This is a genomic window from Acidicapsa ligni (genome assembly GCF_025685655.1).
Lineage (GTDB): Bacteria > Acidobacteriota > Terriglobia > Terriglobales > Acidobacteriaceae > Acidicapsa > Acidicapsa ligni.
Map to the genome: position 1 here is coordinate 63,316 of NZ_JAGSYG010000010.1, position 18,215 is coordinate 81,530.

The window sequence follows — 18,215 nt, forward strand, 5'->3', positions numbered from 1 at the left end:
TAGCAAACTCCCTATCAGGATGGTGGCAGTTTCGTCCGGGGACACGAGCCTGTCTCTTACTAAAACTTGCTCCCTCGGCAAGCTATTTAGGCAGAGGAACCGAAACTGCCCGGCCGGCACCACGCTCGGCGATCCAAAGAGTATCGCCCGCAGGTTCAACTCCGGTTGGCGTCTTGAGTCCATCCTTGAGCACGGTGACGCTTGCCTTGTCTCCGTTGATGGTGAGGGCAGAGATTTTGCCGCTGCCGTTTTCGGCGACGATGAGCTTGCCATTGGCTGCGCGCATGCCATCTGGACCATTTACCGGCTGATCCATCCAGATATCGACAGCTTGCTCCGGCTTGCCAGCGGCGTCCACAGGGATGCGATAGAGCTTGTTGAAGATTACGTTGTTCACATAGAGCGTGCCATTCAGGAAGGTGATGCCATCGACGCCCATAAGCACCCGCTGCTCCACGAAGAGTTCCGCGGTGGAAGCCCCAGCCGGCAGCCGGTAGATTCTTCCATTGGCCGTGTCTGTTATATAGAGTGCTTTGTCCGGTCCTATCGCAAAATCGTTGCAGGTTGTATTGTCCCCTGGCAGGTTCCAGCGAATCTTCGGCGCGCCGGTGGAGAGATCAAAGCTTCTCAGCGCAGTATGCCGCTGCACGGGACTGCTGTTCGGAATCGGGGTGAGCTGGCATGTCCACAACGTATTGCTTGAGGCATCCGCCAGCATGCCGAAGAAAAACGTCCCCGGACCCTCAGCAGTGGCGTCGATAAACTTCTCGGCGGTAGAGGAGCCATTCGCTACCTTGTAGACGAATGGTGAACTGGCGCTGCCCACGATCAGGACGCCGCCTGGCGCCACGGTCAAACTTTCGGGCTGCGATTTCGCATCGGCGATCAAAATATTAGCGGCGGACGCGGCTTGCGCAAGACTCATCATCAGAGCAACGCAGACAGTAAGGCGTCGCGCGTTCAAAATGGACATGGGTAAATCTCCTAAAAGTAGATTGTTCAGGCCACCGATAAATGCTTGATTCAGGTGTGGATCAGGTTGGCTGCGAAAGAAGTACAGCAGACCACACTTGGCATACAACGCTTGGCAGACCACACTTGATTGATCAGCCCTAGTATACGGAATGATTTTGAATGCACATCCCTCAGCACAGAAGTTCTTTCGAGCACGGTGCAATCCGCTGCCAACCCACACTCTCAAACTCCCGCAACACCGAACGAATAAAGAGTATTGACATTACATATAGCCATCTATATATAGTCGTCTAAGTATGAAAAAGCCTGATGCTCTCCAAGGAACTCTTGATCTGCTGGTGTTAAAGATTCTTTCGCGCCGCCCGCGTACGCATGGATACGGAATCATGGCTGCAGTCAAAGACTGTTCCGACGAACTGCTGCGCGTTGAGGAAGGTTCTCTGTATCCCGCTCTCTATCGCATGGAAGAAGCTGGCTGGATTCGCGCGGAGTGGATCAAGAAGGACACCGGGCGGCGGGCGCGTGTTTATGAGTTGACAGCGGCTGGAAAAAAGCAGTTAGGAATCGAAGAATCTCGTTGGCAGTCCGCTTCCTCTGCCATCAATCAGGTTCTCAGGACGGTGTGATATGTCGCTATGGTCACGTATCGTTAATGCTGTTCGCAGTGAACAACTGAGCCGTGAGATTGCTGAAGAGATGGAGTCTCACATTGCCGAAGCGGTCGAGCATGGGCGCGATCCTGACGAAGCCCGGCGGGCGCTTGGGCGCAGCTACGAGCAGCGTCAGCAGAGAGAGAGCAGCTACGAAATCCGCACTTTGGGCTGGCTTGAGCTGCTGCGTGCAGACGTCCTGTTCGGTTGGAAGCAGCTTAAACGAAATAAGGTCACCTCTATCGTCGCGATCCTTTCGCTTGCTCTCGCGATGGGCGCATGCATCGGAGCATTTCGACTCATGGATGCGTTACTCTGGCGTCCTCTGCCGGTAGCCAATGCTGAGCGCCTCTACGCTATCTCGCGTGAGGCATTCACGCCTGAGGGTAAGCTCGTTCGATCGGACATATGGCCCTATCCTTCTTTCAGCCTCATGCGGGATGCCGTAAAGGATCAGGCCGAGTTGCTCGCAGTCTCCACCGCTGATCGAAGGGATCTGACATATGGGTCCGATGCGGAGATGGAGAAGGCGAATGTGCAGTACGTTTCCGGCGCGATGTTCCAGGCATTCGGCCTCAAGCCTGCTTTAGGAAGATTGCTGGTAGAAGACGACGACCGAACCCCGGGTTCTCATCCCTACGCCGTTCTCTCCTACGACTACTGGACGCAACGCTTCGGGCATGATCCGCAGATCGTCGGCAAGACATTGCGCATCGGCAAAGATATCTACGAGATCACGGGAGTCGTCAACGAACCATTTACCGGCACCGAGCCGGGTACGATGACAGACCTTTTTCTTCCGGCCATGATGCATCCTGCGGTAACCCGATCCGATGTTGGCTGGGTTCGGCCACTGGTGCTGGTTAAGCAGGGAACCACCCTTGAGCCGCTGCGCCAGAAATTGAGTGCAACCAGCCGCGCTTTCGATGAGGAACGGATCAAAGGTTTTTCCAGCGCGGATAAGAAATCTTTGCGATGGATACTGGACGTGACACTGCTGATTCAGCCTGCGGGTGCTGGAGTTTCGAACCTTCAGGATGAATATCGCAAAGCTCTTAGCATTCTCGGTGTCCTGGTCGCGATGGTTCTGCTTATTGCCTGCGCCAATGTCGCCAACCTGAAGATGGCACAGTCGGCAATGCGGTCTCGCGAAATGGCACTGCGTGTTGCTATTGGCGCAGGACGAGGCCGCCTGGTGCAAATGCTCCTTGTAGAGAACGCTATGCTGGCCGTGCTCGCAGCAGGCCTAGGAGCGCTGTTCGCGTGGCAATCAGCGCCGCTTGTCGTGAGTATGATCCAGTCCTCCGATACTCCGGTGCGATTGCTTCTTTACACAGACTGGAGAGTTCTCGGCTTTGGTGTTGCGCTAGTCTTCTGCGTGTTGCTGCTCTTCGGAGTACTTCCCGCGCTTCGGGCCAGTGCAGTCAAGCCAGTCAGCGCACTCAAGGGTGGCGACGATGATCCTAACTCACGACGCCGTTTGATGCATGGCCTGATCGCAGCCCAGGTAGCGTTTTGTTTCCTCGTGATATTCATGTCAGGACTCTTCGTAAGGACCTTCGAGAGTTTGTCGCATAAGCCTTTGGGCTTCTCTCCTGAAAATCTTCTGCTGCTGGACGTGGTTACACCACAGGGCCAACTGCCTGTGGTGTGGGATCAAATCGCAGACAAATTACGGAGCGTCCCCGGCGTAGAAAGAGTTGCAATTGCGAGTTCACCGCTATTGTCGGGTGCCGCATGGAATAACTTTGTTTCGGTTGGAGGAGCAGCTCCGAGTTCCATTGCCGCCTACCTGCTTGCAATATCGCCGGGATGGTCAGAGACCATGAAGATCCCTTTGCTCGACGGAAGAGATTTTCGTTCCGGCGACGCCACCCCCGGTCAGGCGATCGTCAACCAGTCTTTCGTCAAGACTTTTTTGGATGGAAAGAATCCGATCGGAAAGACATTTCAAGAGGAAGAAAATCATTTCCAGGTCGTAGGGCTAATTGCAGATGCTCCCTATGGCAACCTCAGAGATCCTATTGTGCCGGTAGCCTACATTCCTTTTCATGAAGTGAACGCTCAAGGCGTGGCGCAGCTGGAAACGCAGGAGACTTTTCTCGTTCGCACTTCAGGCTCCGATCCACTCGCGCTTGCTTCTGTACTGCGCAAGACAATTCCGCAGGCACGCGCTGGCTTTCGTGTCACGGATCTTCGCACCCAGAGCGACCTGGTGCGAGCGCAGACTGTGCGCGAACGGCTGCTGGCGATGCTTGCAGCTTTCTTCTCTTTCGTAGCACTCTTGCTCGCAGCGATTGGTTTATACGGAGTGCTGAGTTATTCGGTGCAGCAGCGGGAGCGCGAATTTGGAATTCGTATCGCAGTTGGTGCTCGGGTCGCCGACATCGCATGGCAGGCTACATCGCGGATCCTCCTGATGGTGATGATGGGAGCTGTGATCGGTGCAGCACTCGGGATCGCATCGGTGCGTTATGTTGAGACGCTGCTGTATGGCGTGAAGGGAAGCGACCCACTCATGCTTACAGGTCCAGCACTAGCATTGTTGGCGATAGCTTTGCTGTCTGCGTTGCCAGTCATCGTACGTGCCTCGCGCATCGATCCGAAAATCATGTTGCGAGCGGAATGACGCAATACGCTAAAGTGTGGAGTCGCTCCCTCAACACAATACTTATCGACTAGCGATATACCACTGAATCGCAGGAACAGTCTTCATTCTTTTGGAAAGGGAAATGAAGACGGACCAGTCCGTCCTTCCACCCAACACACTTCGATAGTGACGTGGAAGCGTTACAGCCACTATTGATTAAGGACTTCGCATTACGAATAATTCATCGTTATGTAATCTGCCGTCGCGACTGGTCGTGTAAAAACATAACTGTCCCCCCTACAGTGTGCGGGTGCGGAACGCAACATCAGCGTTCGTGTGTATGTGTGTTCTTCCATCATGCGTGGCACTCTGAATCCCACTCAAAAATTTACAAAAATAAATCTTCTTTTGCCGTTGAGAAATCGCAAACTCGTACGGCATTCCAGTTAGGGAGAGTTTATTGATAACTCCCCTTGCGCTCCTACGCACTCCTGTCGATGCCCCATGCAAACGCATGGGCTGCTTCTGAGGCGATGGCCGCAAACTGAAGGTTTCTGGAGGATCTGTGCGAGTTCTGCTGAAGAGGTTTGGAGGCCGTTCGACCGTAGCGGCGATGGCGCTGGCAAGTGTACTGACGATGGTGGGATGTGGCGGCAGCAACTCCTCCCTCCCGGGCAGCAACGGAACCGCAACGCCGACCTTTAGTCCGGGTGCGGGGTCCTATAACGTATCCAAGGACGTGACCATTGCGGACGCGACGAAGGGTGCGGTGATGTATTGCACCACCGATGGCACGACGCCGACCGCTTCGTCTCCCGTATGCGCCCAGCCCACCACAGTCTTCAAGACCGAGTTCCTGCAGGCTATTGCTATTGCGCCTGGCAAGACTGCCAGCCCTGTTGCCTCGGCAGGCTATACGATCACGCCGAATATGGTTCCGACTCCGACCTTCAATCCGGCTGGCGGCAATTTTACCGGCACGCAGATGGTCACGATCAGCGACAGCGCTTCGAATGTAAACATCTACTACACGCTCGATGGTTCTGTGCCAAGCGCGAACTCCACGCTTTACATCAGCGGCAGTCCGGTTGCCATCTCCCAGACTTCCACACTGAGCGCCATTGCCGTAGCCGCGGGCTTCACGAACAGCAGCGTGAACAGCGCTACCTATATCATTCAGGCGATTCTCCCGCCTCCCATTGTTAGCGGTATCATGCCAACCTCTGCTAGCGCAGGCGGTGGGGTTCTTGCGCTGACGGTGAACGGGACAAACTTTATCTCTGGCTCTACGGTGCAGTGGAATGGCGTAACGCAGCCGACTATCTTTGTCAGCGCGACACAATTGACAGCCACGATTCCGGCCAGCCTGATTGCCAATGCGGGCACGGCGAATGTGACTGTAGCCCAGTCTTCAGGCATCTCCGGGGCCGCAGCTTTCACCATCAACTCGGTTACTCCCGCAATTACGGCCGTGAGTCCTTCCTCTGGAACTGTAGGCACCTCTGTGTCCATCACAGGGACTAACTTCACTGGTGCGACAGCAGTCAGTTTCGGCAGCACGCCAGCCACCAGCTTCAAGGTGAACTCCGCAACCAGCATCACCGCAGTTGCTCCGGCAGGCACAGGCACCGTGGATGTAACGGCTGTCACGCCTACTGGCACCAGTAGCACTTCCGCTGCCGATCAGTTCACCTATACGGTTCCGACACTGATCAGCATCAGCCCTGCAACCGGCCCGTCGACAGGCGGCTCCTCTGTGGCCATTACGGGAACCAACTTTACCGGTGCGACAGCGGTCAACTTCGGCACTGTGCCAGCCACCAGCTTCAAGGTAAACAGCGCAACCAGCATCACCGCAGTTGCTCCGGCAGGCACGGGCACTGTGGATGTGACGGTTGTTACGTCGAACGGCACCAGCGCAACTACCGCTGCCGACCAATTCGTTTATACGATTAATGCTCCTGCGGTGACCAGCATCAGTCCTGCTATCGGTCTGTTGGCCGGCGGCACCACTGTAACTATCACGGGAGTCAACTTTACCGATGCGACTGCGGTCAATTTCGGCAGTACAGCAGCCACCAGCATCACGGTGAACTCGACGGCAACCAGCATCACGGCAGTCTCTCCCGCGGGAACAGGTACCGTGGATGTGACGGTTGTTACACCTGCCGGCGTCAGCCCAACTGCCGCTACTGACCAATTTGCTTACGGAGTGGCGTTCAACGGCACTGTCTCCAGCGGTGCGTTACCGATCGTAGGTGCGACAGTGCAGTTGTATGCCGCAGGTACTCAAGCTTACGGTTCGGGTGCTACCCCGCTTACAACGGGGCCTAGCCCGATCGTTACGGATGCGAGCGGAAAGTTTTCACTTCTCTACGCTTGCCCCACATCGGGCGCTCCAGGAGACCAGGTTTACCTGGTGGCCTCCGGAGGCAACACCACAAGCGGACCCAACCCCAACGCCAACATCCTGTTGATGGAGGCTCTTGGCTCGTGCAGCCAGCTTGCACTTGCTTCGCCAGTCACGGTGAATGAAGTCACGACAATTGCGTCGGCGTATGCACTGTCCGCATTCGCGACGATCAACAGCAGCGGAGGCATCGATGTAGGTGCACCTGCAACTGGAACGACCTGCAATGCCGCAGGCAATTGGAAGAGCACGACGGCGGAAAGCTGCAACTACACCGGGCTGGCCAATGCTTTCAGTGCGGTGAACAACCTGGTGAACATAAGCACGGGCGTGGCGCGCACCTTTACTCCCGCATATAAGACTGATCTGGCAGGCGATCCGCAAGTCGTGAACAACAGCACAGTACCCACGGCGCGCATCAACGCGCTGGCGGATATGCTGGCCTCCTGTGTGGAGGGTGACGGTTCCGGCTGTGGCAGCGGCCTGTTCAGTGCGGCGTCAACGAATGGAGCAACAACGGGAACCACACCGATTACGCCCGTAGATACGCTGCAGGCGGCGCTTAACATCGCACAGAATCCCGGCAACAACGTCACACAATTGCTGGGCCTGGTTTCATCGACTTCGCCTTACAGCATCACGAGCCCGGACCCCGGCAGCGTCGCCCTTGCGGTGAGCGGCCCGGGTGCGCCGACGGACCTGACCCTGGCTCTTACCTTCACCGGCGCGGGCCTGGGAGTTGGGCCTGGCATTACTCTTTCGGACAACAACATCGGATTCAGCAATGCGGCACTCAGCATCGACGCCGGGGGTAACATCTGGGTCGCGGCATACGCCTTTAACCTGAACGATTTTTCTGCCAATGGCGAGGTGATTGCAGAGTTCAACGCCCTGGGCGCGCCTGTGAGTAAGTCCACCAGCATAGACGCAGCCAATAACCCAACCTATGGCGGCTACAACCCTCAGCCGGGCAGCACAACCGACGGGGTCCAGACAAATATGCTCGCCGTCGACCAGTCTGGGAACCTGTGGACATATCAGGACGGGCAAACCGGAAACACCGTGAACGCGCTTGAAATAAGCACCATTCCTGGCTTTTCCCTGCTAAACACGATTTCCATCCTCAATGTAAGTGCAATCGCCGATGCGACCTCCGTCGCCATCGATGTCAATGGCAACGCCTGGTATGCCTCGAGCAACAGTACACAGGTGGTAGAGATTCATGGCGACGGAACTCTCGGCGTCGTCGGAGTCGATATCAACTCCTTAGGCGTCTGGGGTCCTCTGTCTAGTCTAACTTTCGACTCCGGCGGGGGAATGTGGATGGCCGTCGAAAGCAACCCTTCTGGCGGCGCGGATGTGTTGCAGGTCAGTCCGGCGGACGGAAGCCTTACCTACGAGGCATTTCCTTCGAGCAATATGGGCCGTTCGTACGTCACAACCCTGGCCGCAGACAACGGGGGCAATGTCTACGGATGTGACCCGTCCGGCTTGAATCTGAATGTGTTCAACGCGAGCAGCTCGGCCGCTCCTACCACCTACCCCATTAAGACCCAAAGAGCCTGCGGCACGCAACTGGTGCTGGATGGGCAAGGACACCTCTTTGCGCCGCTTATAAGCTCCTTTGGCCCCGCAGTGAATTACGGCTACGCCTTCCAATTCTTCGCGAATCTCGATGAGTTCACAACCAAAGGGGCGCTGATTTCGCCGATCGCGAACGGCTACACCGGGAGCAGCAGCACGGAGTCGCCCACACTGAACGTCGATCAGAATGGAAGTACCGCTGGGGGTGTTGTTGGGACCGGGGCGGCCATCGACGAATCCGGCAATCTCTGGGTTCTAAATCCCTCCGCATACGGCACTAACTTCAGCACAGGCGCTAACGTACCGGCTAACGTGCTGGTGGAGTATATCGGTATCGGAGCGCCAGTGCTTACACCCGTAGCGACTGCACTGACGAACGACATGTTGGGAGTTCGCCCATAACGATTGTGCGAGGGTGTGGCGCAAGCCTCACCCTCGCGCTATTCCTTTCCGTCTGGCCCACTTGATTGAATTTTTCTGAAATTAGCTGGAATAACCGGGAGAAATAACGTGAGCGTCGCAGTCGCTTCCCATACTCAGAGTACAAGCACAAATCTCCGTTTTCCCGATACCTCTACGCCAGAGGTAAAGGTAGGAACGAAGCTTGCGCTTGTTCGTGGGGAAGGAGTAGTCGATATGGACATTACCGATGAAGCTCAATCTGCTCTGAATGACAATCTTGATCGCGCAAGCGTACGAAGGAATACATTTGTGTCTGAAGAACATATTGGGCGCATCTTTCATCTTTTTCCAAGAGCGAGTGCTGCAGGCCGGGAAAGTGATCGAGAGTTTCACGGTGGATCTTACGACGAGATTCTCGCTCTCTACCGGGAATACCGGCCCAAACTCTTCGCCTACGTTCGCAGCCTGTATCTCACAAAAGATGAGGCGGAAGATGTCATTCAAGAGACGTTCCTGCGCCTGACCAACAAGCTGCTGCAAAAGGTCGATATCGAAAATGTGCAGGGGTGGGTAGTTCATGTAGCCCATGACCTGGCGGTTGATGTACTTCGGCGAAGAGACCGGGACGCGGCTCGATTTCGCGCACCCGTAGCCTTTGAGTTTGAAAGCCTGCAGGACCGGACATCCAGCCCGGAAGAGATGCTGTTCGAGAAGGAGCAGAGGCAAGCCATCGAGACTGCTCTACTGCGATTTACTCCACAGCAGCAACGGTGTTTTCATCTGCGGGCTGAAGGGTTTTTGTATAAGGACATCGGATTGGCACTTGGCATCAGCGAGCAGCGTGCCGCTCTCATCGTGAAGCAAGTCATCATTCGACTGACGGCGGTTTTCGGATAGAAACTATGAACAAACTTCTGCGCTATTTCATTCCGAGTGTGAACGAACATCTATCCGATGATCGTCTGGCAAATCTGCTTTGCGGAGATCTCTCATTCCTGCAGAGGTGGATCGCACAGCGGCACCTCGCAGCGTGTTCGCAATGCAAACTCCAGCAGGAAGAGTTGGAAGGCCCACGCGCTGAGCATTTCTTCGATCACTATCTTCAGATCCGACGCCGGGAAAAATTATCCGACGAGCCGGAGATGCAGTTCGCTAAAAAACTGCGGACTCACATTCAGAATGTGCCGCAGGAACACAAGGCTTTTCTCTTCCCCAAAATCTCATTCCCCGAGCTTTCTCTGATGAATCCAGCCCTGGTCGCCTGCGTGGTGTTTGGCTTCGCAACAGTTCTCTCCTTCTTCTTCTGGTGGCAGCAGCGCACTCCACAGATCAGCTCAAACGCGCTGCTGGTTCGCGCCGAAAAGTGGGATACGTCGAGTCTCGCTTCTGCCTCCGGCGTTGTGTATCAGACTGTACGCATCACCATGACCAAAGAGTCAAAGCAGGAAACGCTATCGCGTGCGATCTACCGAGACCCGAAAGGCAAGCGCAAGCCAAAACCCATACGACTGGATGAGAGCCAGGAGCAGGTGAAGAACACGCTCACGACGGCTGGTCTTGACTGGGATGAGCCTCTCTCTGCTTCGGGTTATCAGAACTGGCACGATCATCAACATATACGTGAAGACCACATCGCCCGCGCCGGTTCGCATCTCCTGCGGCTTACAACGACGGTGCCTGAGGGGTTCGTCTCGGAACAGTCTCTCACCGTGCGCGATACGGATTTTCATCCTGTGCAGCGGACAGTAGCTCTCCGCAACAGCAGCACCGTGGAGATTGCCGAGGTGGATTTCAAGATTCTCCCGTGGAACCAGGTCAATTCCAATGTCTTCGAGCCTTCAGAGATAGCAAGCTCAGGAGCTGTATCGAATACCGCCCGCATCCTGCCATTTCCGCATCTGCCGGAGACGCTCACGGAAGAGCAGATCGATGTGGCCGAGCTTGGCGCACGTCTCATGTTGAACCGGCTACACGCCGACAGCGGAGTGCCCATTGAGCTTCATCGCAATGCGCAGGGAGTGACTGTAGACGGCCTGGTCGACACGGAAAACAGGCGTCGGGAACTACAGGCAGGGCTGCAGAGCGTGCCGCATGTCACCGTCGCTATTCAAAGCGATGAGGCACTGAAGGCCAATCCATCCGCCATGAATAGCGTGCAGTCCATATCGGTAGCTTCGATGCCGGACCAGCCATCGCCCCTGGAAATATACCTGGAAAGCCACGGGCAGAAGATCGCCGACATCAATAGCCTTGCGCAGCAGTTCTTTGATGACGCGCTGACGATCAATCAGGAGAGCAGGGAGATTGCAGATCTCCAGACGCGGTTCACGCCGGAGGGGCAAACGCTCCTCACGTCGGCAACCCTGTCGGAGTTGATCTACCGACACCACGAGCGCTTAGAGGAAGCCTTGAGGCGCGAGCGTGAATTATTGGGTGACGCGCAGAGCGCACCCACGCCGGATCCCGGCTCGCCCACGCCATCAACATCCTCACTGGTGGAAGCAGCGGAGCGCAATCTCGCTCTTGCAAAAGAGTTGACGCAAACCAATCACCCAGCCGTACGGACTGCCGACAGGATTCTCGCGGAAATGTCGCTTGCGATGAATGATCTGATCGCAGGAGCCCGGGAAGCATACGGCAAGTCTCAGAGCCACGTGTCTCTGAGCGGAAAGAAGTAGGAAACCTCGGTCATGCTGTCGATTCTTCGTCAAGTTGTATCCCTTCAGTCTGTCCATTGCGGTTGGCCATCTCGATCCATCCAGGGAACGCGCAGAACTGGCCGTTTATGCGGTCGTTTGCGTAGTCACGTGTTATTGGGCGGTGTCCTCGCTGTACTGCTTGTCGTCATGGCGGGTTGCGGAGGCAGCGGCTCTACGCCAGGTGGTGGCGGCGGCGCAACAGCGACCCCGATCACGATGACCAACGCGAACGGACTGACGGCTACTGCGAGCGCTCTATCGATCGGTTCGAAGATCTCGTTCAGCATGAAGCCGTTGAACGACACGAATAATCTGGGCGTGGACTGGACCGTGGCCTGCGGCGGAAATCCAGTTACTGGAAGTGTCACCAACGGCAATTGCGGCACATTTGCGCCGGCTCACACGCAAGACGGAGGCTCGACCCTCTATAGCGCTCCATCCCAGGTCCCGATTAACGCCTCAATTACGATCACTGCGACAGTAACAGGGAATCGATCGCAGAGCAGCAGCGTGAGCCTCACAATCGTCGCGGCGCCGATTGGCGTTGAGATCCACTCTGCTGTGCCTTCCTCTATGGTGATCAACGCAACAACAAATATCTTCGCTACCGTGACTAACGATGCGGCGGGTACGGGCGTCATCTGGACGGTGAGTTGCGGATCCAGTGTCTGCGGTTCGTTCAACCCGCCAACGGCGCTACCAGGATACGGCACTGTGTATACGGCTCCCTCTGCCGTGCCGACAGGGAACTCAGTAACGATCACGGCAACTTCGCTGACCGATACCACTAAGTCCTCGAGCGTCACCGTGCAGATCACCGCGCCGCCTCCACCTGTTCCAGTTACGTTGACCTTACGGCCATTGAGCGTGTATCTCGAAACTACTGGTTTAGCTCACTCGACTCCGTTGACAGCGGTCGTTTCTAACGATCCAGCCGATGCGGGTGTCGATTGGTCTCTTAGTTGCGGCTCATCGAGCTGCGGAACGATCAATGCATCGGTAAAAGCACACACCCCGAGTGGTGGTTCCGTTAGCTATGCAAGTCCTGCAACGGTGCCGTCGGGTGGAACAGTCACCATCACGGCGAAATCCACGACGAATCCGGCAATATCGGAATCCACTACCGCGACAATCATCACAACCTTGCCGATTATTGTCACGATGCCTTCCGCACCCCCAGCAGCAATTGCAACAGGGGCTCAGGCAACGCTGTCGGCAACGGTCGCAAATGATACGGCCAACCTGGGAGTAAATTGGACCGCGAGTTGCGGCAGCGCAGGCGCATGCGGCAGCTTCAATCTGTCTCCAGCTCAAACGGCAAGTGGCGGGCAAATCGTTTACACCGCTCCAACCTCGATCCCCACAGGCGGGCTGATAACAATCACCGCGTCTTCGCCTGCCTCCACGCCGTCGAATCCAGCTGTTGCCTTTACTACAATCGTTGCCCGGCCGCCATCTCTTACGTTCTCGCAGATGCTGCCGTCCTCAATGGTATCTGCGACACAGGCTCCGGTAAGCGCCACAGTTGCGAACGATGTTTCTCCGGGAGGCGTTACCTGGTCGGTGCAGTGCAGCAGCACACTTCCCGGTGGCTGCGGATGGGTCGTTCCCGCCCACACGGCGAGCGGCGCGACTGCCATCTATACTGCGCCTCCGGTCACATCGACCGAGACGTCGGTGACGGTCACAGCAACATCGACTGCAGATTCGAGCATAAGCATTGTTTCAAATCCCCTCACGGTCAATCCGTCAACAGTTTCGGTCGGGTTCGTCCCCTCTTTGCCGGCGAATATCCAGCCGAACGCAACCGTGAATCTGATCGCGTCAGTGGCCAACGATACGACGAACGCAGGCGTGGACTGGCAGGTATGCTCAAGCGGCTGCGGCTTCTTTACGATCAAGCCTGCAACCGCGGCAATTCCTGCCACGCTGACTACGCCGTATATTCCAGCAGTCGCTGCTGTGACGTCGCCGTGCACTGGTTGTTTGTCTTCAACAGGCGTCCCCATCCCCGCGTGGCCCAATGGCCTGCCGATCCCATATACCGCTCCATCGGATATACCCTCTACCGGCATTGTGGCGATTGGAGCAGCGGCCCATGCCGATGCGACGAAAGCGAACTCGGGCACTATCACTGTCACTACGAGCTTGACCGGTCCTGCGCTGAATGGCGTTGTTCAGTCAGGATCAATACCGGTCGCGGGAACTTCCGTTCTTTTATTCGCCGCCGGGACCAGCGGATATGCATCTGCCTCTTCGCAGATCGCAGAAACTACGGCAGGCAAGAATGGCAACTTCACAATACCGTCTGGCTATGCGTGCCCATCCTCCAGCAGTCAGATGTACCTGGTGGCCACTGGGGGCTCTGTTGGCACCAACGCCGCGAATCCAAATCTTTCGTTGATGACAGCGCTCGGAAGCTGTAGCGGGTTGGCCTCCAGCCCGCTTGTAGTCAATGAGCTCACGACCATTGCTTCAACATTGGCAACATCACCTTTTGCCTCCAACGATGCGCTCACGGGTAACAGCAGCTATCTTTACCTGGGCACGAGCAGCGGGAATCTCTCCGGGCTTGCGAACGCGTTCGCCATGGTGAACAGCATGGTAGACATCACCACTGGGCAGCCAAAATTCTGGACTCCGGCAGAAAATGCAGTGGTTCCCTTTCAACAGCTCAACACGCTGGCCAATTACCTGAACGGCTGTGTGGCAACCTCGGGTGGCGTTGAAGGCGACGGAAGTCCCTGCAGTATTTTGTTCACTGCGACGGATACGCTCGGACAAGCACCAGGAGTCTTCTCCGGGGCCATCGCACCATCCGACACACTACAGGCTGCATTCAATATGGCGCAGCATCCCTCTTCGACGTACAACGGTACTGGCAATCCGCTCGTCGGAGCATATACTTTCGATCGCGACAACAACCTCTTCACGCTGGCAACCTCAACCTCTGCTTTTCAGCCTACCTATACGGCGAGTCTAGTCCCTGCGACGATCTCGTTTAACTACACCGGCGGTGGCGGCCTTACTGCCGCTAGCGTGGTCGATTCCTTCGCTGTCGACGCAAATGACAATCTTTGGATTACAGATACTGCTAACGGCAGCGTCATCGAATGGAACGCTACCGGCGCAGCACTCTCACCCTCTACCGGCTTCCCGGCCGGAGGCGGTCCTCTTGCAATCGATGCAAACGGAAATATATGGGTCTCCGGCAACGGCGTTCTAAACGAACTGACGAGCCTCGGAGCCCCAGTCCCCGGAAGTCCCTTTAAGGGCCTGGTTGGAGGCGGCAACGACATGGCCTTCGACGCCCAGGACAATCTGTGGATTGCAAACGGCGCTGGAGTGAATGAGTTCAGCAACTTTGGAGTGGAGCTGTCGCCCGCATCCGGATTCACCAATAGCGGGATCTCCAATATCACCGCTGTAGGCATTGATAGTTCCAACAACGTGTGGATCGGGAGTTCGATCATTGAGACTGACGCCACGCTCTCATTGCTTTCCGAACTTACGAATCCGAGTGGAGAGTTGATCGTCAGTACCTCATCGGCTGGCGAGGTTCTCCCCGGAATCGCTGCGAATGGCTCGGGCGTTATTGCGGCTGCCCTGAGCGGCGAGGCCGGCTTGCACAGTCAGGGCGGCGGGATCTGCAAAGTTCCACCCTACGGCGGGTTAAACACCATTCTGATACCCACGTGCTACGCGGGCGGCCTACCACTTGGGGGCAACGGTTACACCCCTGTTCCCGCCAGCCCGCAAGGTGTCGTATACGACGGCGCGGGAGGTTTATGGATGTCAGGTGAGGATGGGACATTGGTCCTCTACGATGCGATGGGAAACTTCGGTGGCGCCAGCATTTCTCTTGCTAACCCCATTCCCGGATCATTGCGCACTGCCGTGGACGGATCCGGCAACGTATGGGTACTGCTCGCCGATAACACAGTGATAGAACACATTGGCGCCGCCACGCCGGTGGTGACGCCCATCGCGTTAGGCGTGAAAAACAAAACGCTGGCGGCGAAACCATGAGAGACGCAGTTGGATTGTTGCCTGCCCGTCCACACCGAATATCTGACCAAGAGGAATCGATGAAGACTGCATTTTGCTTATACGAAACAACGAAGAAGGATTTGCCTTTACTGCATCTCTCGAATGTAGCCACGAGAGGCTGTCTGGCTTTGCTGTGTGCTGCTGTTTTGTGTGTAGTGTCCGGCTGCTCTTCGAGCAACGCCTACAAGCCTACCGTCGAAGGAATCATGTTTACCGATGTGAATGGCACCCCACTAAAAACTCAGCCAAAATCGCTGACCGTGGGGCAGGGAAGTTATGTCAATGTCACGCTGAGCGGTGATACCCAGCTTCTGGGAGCGAACTGGAGTGTCGTTTGCGGCAGCGCGCTTCCTCCAGGCGAGCCGCTTCCGCCGGGGCAGACTCAGGATCAGTCCTGTGGCACTTTCACGCCTGCTCACACCATGAGCGGTCCGATCCCAACCTTCGTGGGGAACGCAGTTACCTCAGGATATGTCGCACTGTATGTTGCGCCCGCAGCCCCACCAAAGCAGGGAGCGGTCACACTCTACGCCCTGGCAACCGCAGATCCCAACAAGACCGCCTCGGTCACACTATCCATTGATGGAGAGCCCATCTCGGTCAGCTTCGCACCGGCTCCGCCTTCCACTATGCAGGTCGGTGCAAGCGCGCAGTCCAGGGTAATACTGAACAACGATATAACCAGCGCCGGGGTACGGTGGTCGACCATTTGCGGATCGGCAGATTGCGGTTTCTTTGGGCCGGCAGAGAGCTTGGGCGGGGTGACAACCACTTACGTTGCGCCAGCCTCGGTACCTCGCGGCGGTACGGTTCAGGTTACGGCGACCTCGATTGCCGATCCCACCAAAACGATTACGACAGCAGTTTCTATTACCCCATAGCGCGGCCACTTATTCATCCACGCCGAGAAGACAGAACCGAAGGAGAAGACGAATGCAGATGTTCAGAAAATTTATCGCTGGGGTGCTCTTGGCCGCGTGTGTGGCAGCTCAGGCGCAGACTGCCACAGATCCATCATCGACAAAACCTGCTGCTACAAAGCCCGCAAAACATCAGACGCAGGAAGAGATGCTGCTGGAGCAGATCAACGGCAACTTCCGCAAGCTCGACCAGATGAATGAGCGCTTGGAGAACCTGCAACAGAAATATGATGCGCTGGAAAAGCGCATGTCCGTCAGGGACGGCGAACTGGAGCAGGCAAAGAAGCAGGCCGCAGATGCACTGGCCGCAGCCGCAGACGCCAAGCAGAAGCTCGACGCGACACAACAGGCCATTGGTCCGCAGGGTTCTTCAGTAACGGAGCTTCAAACGCAGGTTGCGGCTTTGAAGGCAGCTTCTACTTCGCTCACCTCGAAGGTCGAGACCGCAGAAGAAGCAACGAAGAAGCTGGAGCATCCCGACGCTATCCACTTTCTTGGCGTGGACCTGATCCCTGGAGGCTTTCTTGCCGCGGAAACAGTGAACCGGCAGCGAGCCATTGGCGGCGACGTCAATACGCAATTCAATGGCATCCCCTTTGCCGGGCAGACAGCGGGTGTTCTTTCAGAGTTCAACGCGAGCGGTCGGCAGTCGCGTCTTTCTTTGATGGCCGAGGGCAAACGAGCTTCGGCTACATTGCGCGGTTACTTTGAGACTGATTTCCTCTCCGCTGGAACGACCTCAAACGACAACCAGAGCAACAGCTACACGCTGCGTCTTCGCCAGGCCTGGGCCCAGGATGCTCTCAACAATGGATGGACATTCACCGGCGGTCAGATGTGGTCGCTTGGAACAGAGTACCGGCATGGTTTGGATAATCTCTCTGAGGCAATTCCACTCACCATCGACGCGCAGTATAACGTCGGCTTCACCTGGGAACGGCAATATGGTTTTCGCGTAGTAAAGCGTGTTGGAGAGCGTTTCTGGATTGGAAGTTCTGTCGAAGAAGCACAGACGCTCAACATCGGCGGCCACAATCTTCCCACGATCGCTTATCAGCAGGCAGGCAATGCTGGCGGTCTGTATAACCCAACCGCAAACTACAGCTTCAACTATGCGCCCGATGTGTTGGCGAAGGCTGCATACGAAACCAACTGGGGACACTTCGAACTCTTCGGCATCGGCCGCTTCTTCCGCGATCGCGTCTATCCGAACGGACCGACGCCTCCGGGAGCACAGCAGCCAGCGACGACCTCCGCAGTTGGAGCCTTCACATCGAAGACGGCAGGCGGCGGTGTTGGCGCAAATGCTCGCGTCTCATTGCTCGCGAAGAAATTCGATTTCGGCGCGCATATTCTTGCCGGAAATGGAATCGGCCGCTACAGCACCAGTACGCTGCCGGACGCAACCGCGCATCCCGACGGTTCTCTCGAACTCCTGACAGGTGGTTCAGCGTTGGGCTCTCTTGAATGGCATGCGACCCCACGTTTTGACCTGTATGGATACTACGGTGGTGAATACGCCAAGCGTGCCTGGTATGCAACGGGCTTCACGAACACCACAGCCGGACCCACCCTTGGCCTGCCGATTCTTGCTGGCTACGGTGCTCCCACCAATATCGTTTCCGGTTGTTCCACAGAGGTATTGCCTACTTCTTCTCCCAATGGAGGAGGCAATGTACCCGGCGCTGCGGCCAATTGCAACGCCGATACTCGCAACATTCAGGAAGGGACCTTTGGTTATTGGTTCCGCTTCTACAGGGGTGTTCACGGATCGCTGCAACAAGGCATCCAGTACTCCTACGCCGTACGCCACACGTGGCAGGGCATCGGGGATCTCAACAGCGACATACCTAATTCGCCCAAGGCGATCGACAACATGTGGTTTACGTCGCTTCGTTACTATCTCCCGCAGCCCAGCAGCAAATAGCAAGTAGG

General features: G+C 56.3%; 9 protein-coding genes. 8 read left to right on the forward strand and 1 reads right to left on the reverse strand.

Features of this window, described 5'->3' with window-relative positions; translation table 11 throughout:
* Positions 1-82: 82 nt before the first annotated feature.
* Complete coding sequence (locus OHL19_RS22735; protein WP_263360141.1) at positions 83-973, reverse strand: SMP-30/gluconolactonase/LRE family protein; 891 nt, start codon at positions 971-973, stop codon at positions 83-85.
* Positions 974-1,271: 298 nt separating this feature from the next.
* On the opposite strand from OHL19_RS22735, the gene OHL19_RS22740 reads away from it, so the two are divergent.
* The 8 genes from OHL19_RS22740 (at position 1,272) to OHL19_RS22775 (ending at position 18,207) form a co-directional block, all read left to right on the forward strand.
* A complete protein-coding gene (locus tag OHL19_RS22740; RefSeq protein WP_263360142.1) occupies positions 1,272-1,601 on the forward strand; it encodes a PadR family transcriptional regulator in 330 nt (109 codons plus the stop codon).
* 1 nt (position 1,602) lies between these two features.
* Positions 1,603-4,254, forward strand: a complete 2,652-nt coding sequence (locus OHL19_RS22745) for an ABC transporter permease (RefSeq protein WP_263360143.1) — start codon at positions 1,603-1,605, stop codon at positions 4,252-4,254.
* A 526-nt stretch (positions 4,255-4,780) separates the two neighbouring features.
* The gene (locus OHL19_RS22750) at positions 4,781-8,611 is read left to right on the forward strand and encodes a beta strand repeat-containing protein (RefSeq protein ID WP_263360144.1); all 3,831 of its coding nucleotides are present in this window, start codon (positions 4,781-4,783) and stop codon (positions 8,609-8,611) included.
* A 108-nt stretch (positions 8,612-8,719) separates the two neighbouring features.
* Entirely contained in the window at positions 8,720-9,508 is a 789-nt protein-coding gene (locus tag OHL19_RS22755; RefSeq protein ID WP_263360145.1) for an RNA polymerase sigma factor, read from the forward strand.
* A gap of 5 nt (positions 9,509-9,513) precedes the next feature.
* Positions 9,514-11,289, forward strand: a complete 1,776-nt coding sequence (locus OHL19_RS22760; protein ID WP_263360146.1) for a hypothetical protein — start codon at positions 9,514-9,516, stop codon at positions 11,287-11,289.
* A 117-nt stretch (positions 11,290-11,406) separates the two neighbouring features.
* Positions 11,407-15,339 carry a beta strand repeat-containing protein gene (locus OHL19_RS22765; protein ID WP_263360148.1) on the forward strand — a complete coding sequence of 1,311 codons (3,933 nt, stop codon included), beginning with the start codon at positions 11,407-11,409 and terminating at the stop codon, positions 15,337-15,339.
* Between the two features lie 59 nt (positions 15,340-15,398).
* The gene (locus tag OHL19_RS22770) at positions 15,399-16,241 is read left to right on the forward strand and encodes a hypothetical protein (protein ID WP_263360149.1); all 843 of its coding nucleotides are present in this window, start codon (positions 15,399-15,401) and stop codon (positions 16,239-16,241) included.
* Positions 16,242-16,293: 52 nt separating this feature from the next.
* Positions 16,294-18,207 (forward strand): hypothetical protein, encoded by a 1,914-nt coding sequence (locus tag OHL19_RS22775; RefSeq protein WP_263360150.1) that lies wholly within the window; start codon positions 16,294-16,296, stop codon positions 18,205-18,207.
* The last annotated feature ends 8 nt before the right edge of the window (positions 18,208-18,215 follow it).

What these genes read in the sequence shown, in the direction of transcription:
- OHL19_RS22735 (WP_263360141.1), bottom strand. Translation starts at nt 973, where the DNA reads ATGTCCATTTTGAACGCGCGACGCCTTACTGTCTGCGTTGCTCTGATG.
- OHL19_RS22740 (WP_263360142.1), top strand. Translation starts at nt 1,272, where the DNA reads ATGAAAAAGCCTGATGCTCTCCAAGGAACTCTTGATCTGCTGGTGTTA.
- OHL19_RS22745 (WP_263360143.1), top strand. Translation starts at nt 1,603, where the DNA reads ATGTCGCTATGGTCACGTATCGTTAATGCTGTTCGCAGTGAACAACTG.
- OHL19_RS22760 (WP_263360146.1), top strand. Translation starts at nt 9,514, where the DNA reads ATGAACAAACTTCTGCGCTATTTCATTCCGAGTGTGAACGAACATCTA.
- OHL19_RS22770 (WP_263360149.1), top strand. Translation starts at nt 15,399, where the DNA reads ATGAAGACTGCATTTTGCTTATACGAAACAACGAAGAAGGATTTGCCT.
- OHL19_RS22775 (WP_263360150.1), top strand. Translation starts at nt 16,294, where the DNA reads ATGCAGATGTTCAGAAAATTTATCGCTGGGGTGCTCTTGGCCGCGTGT.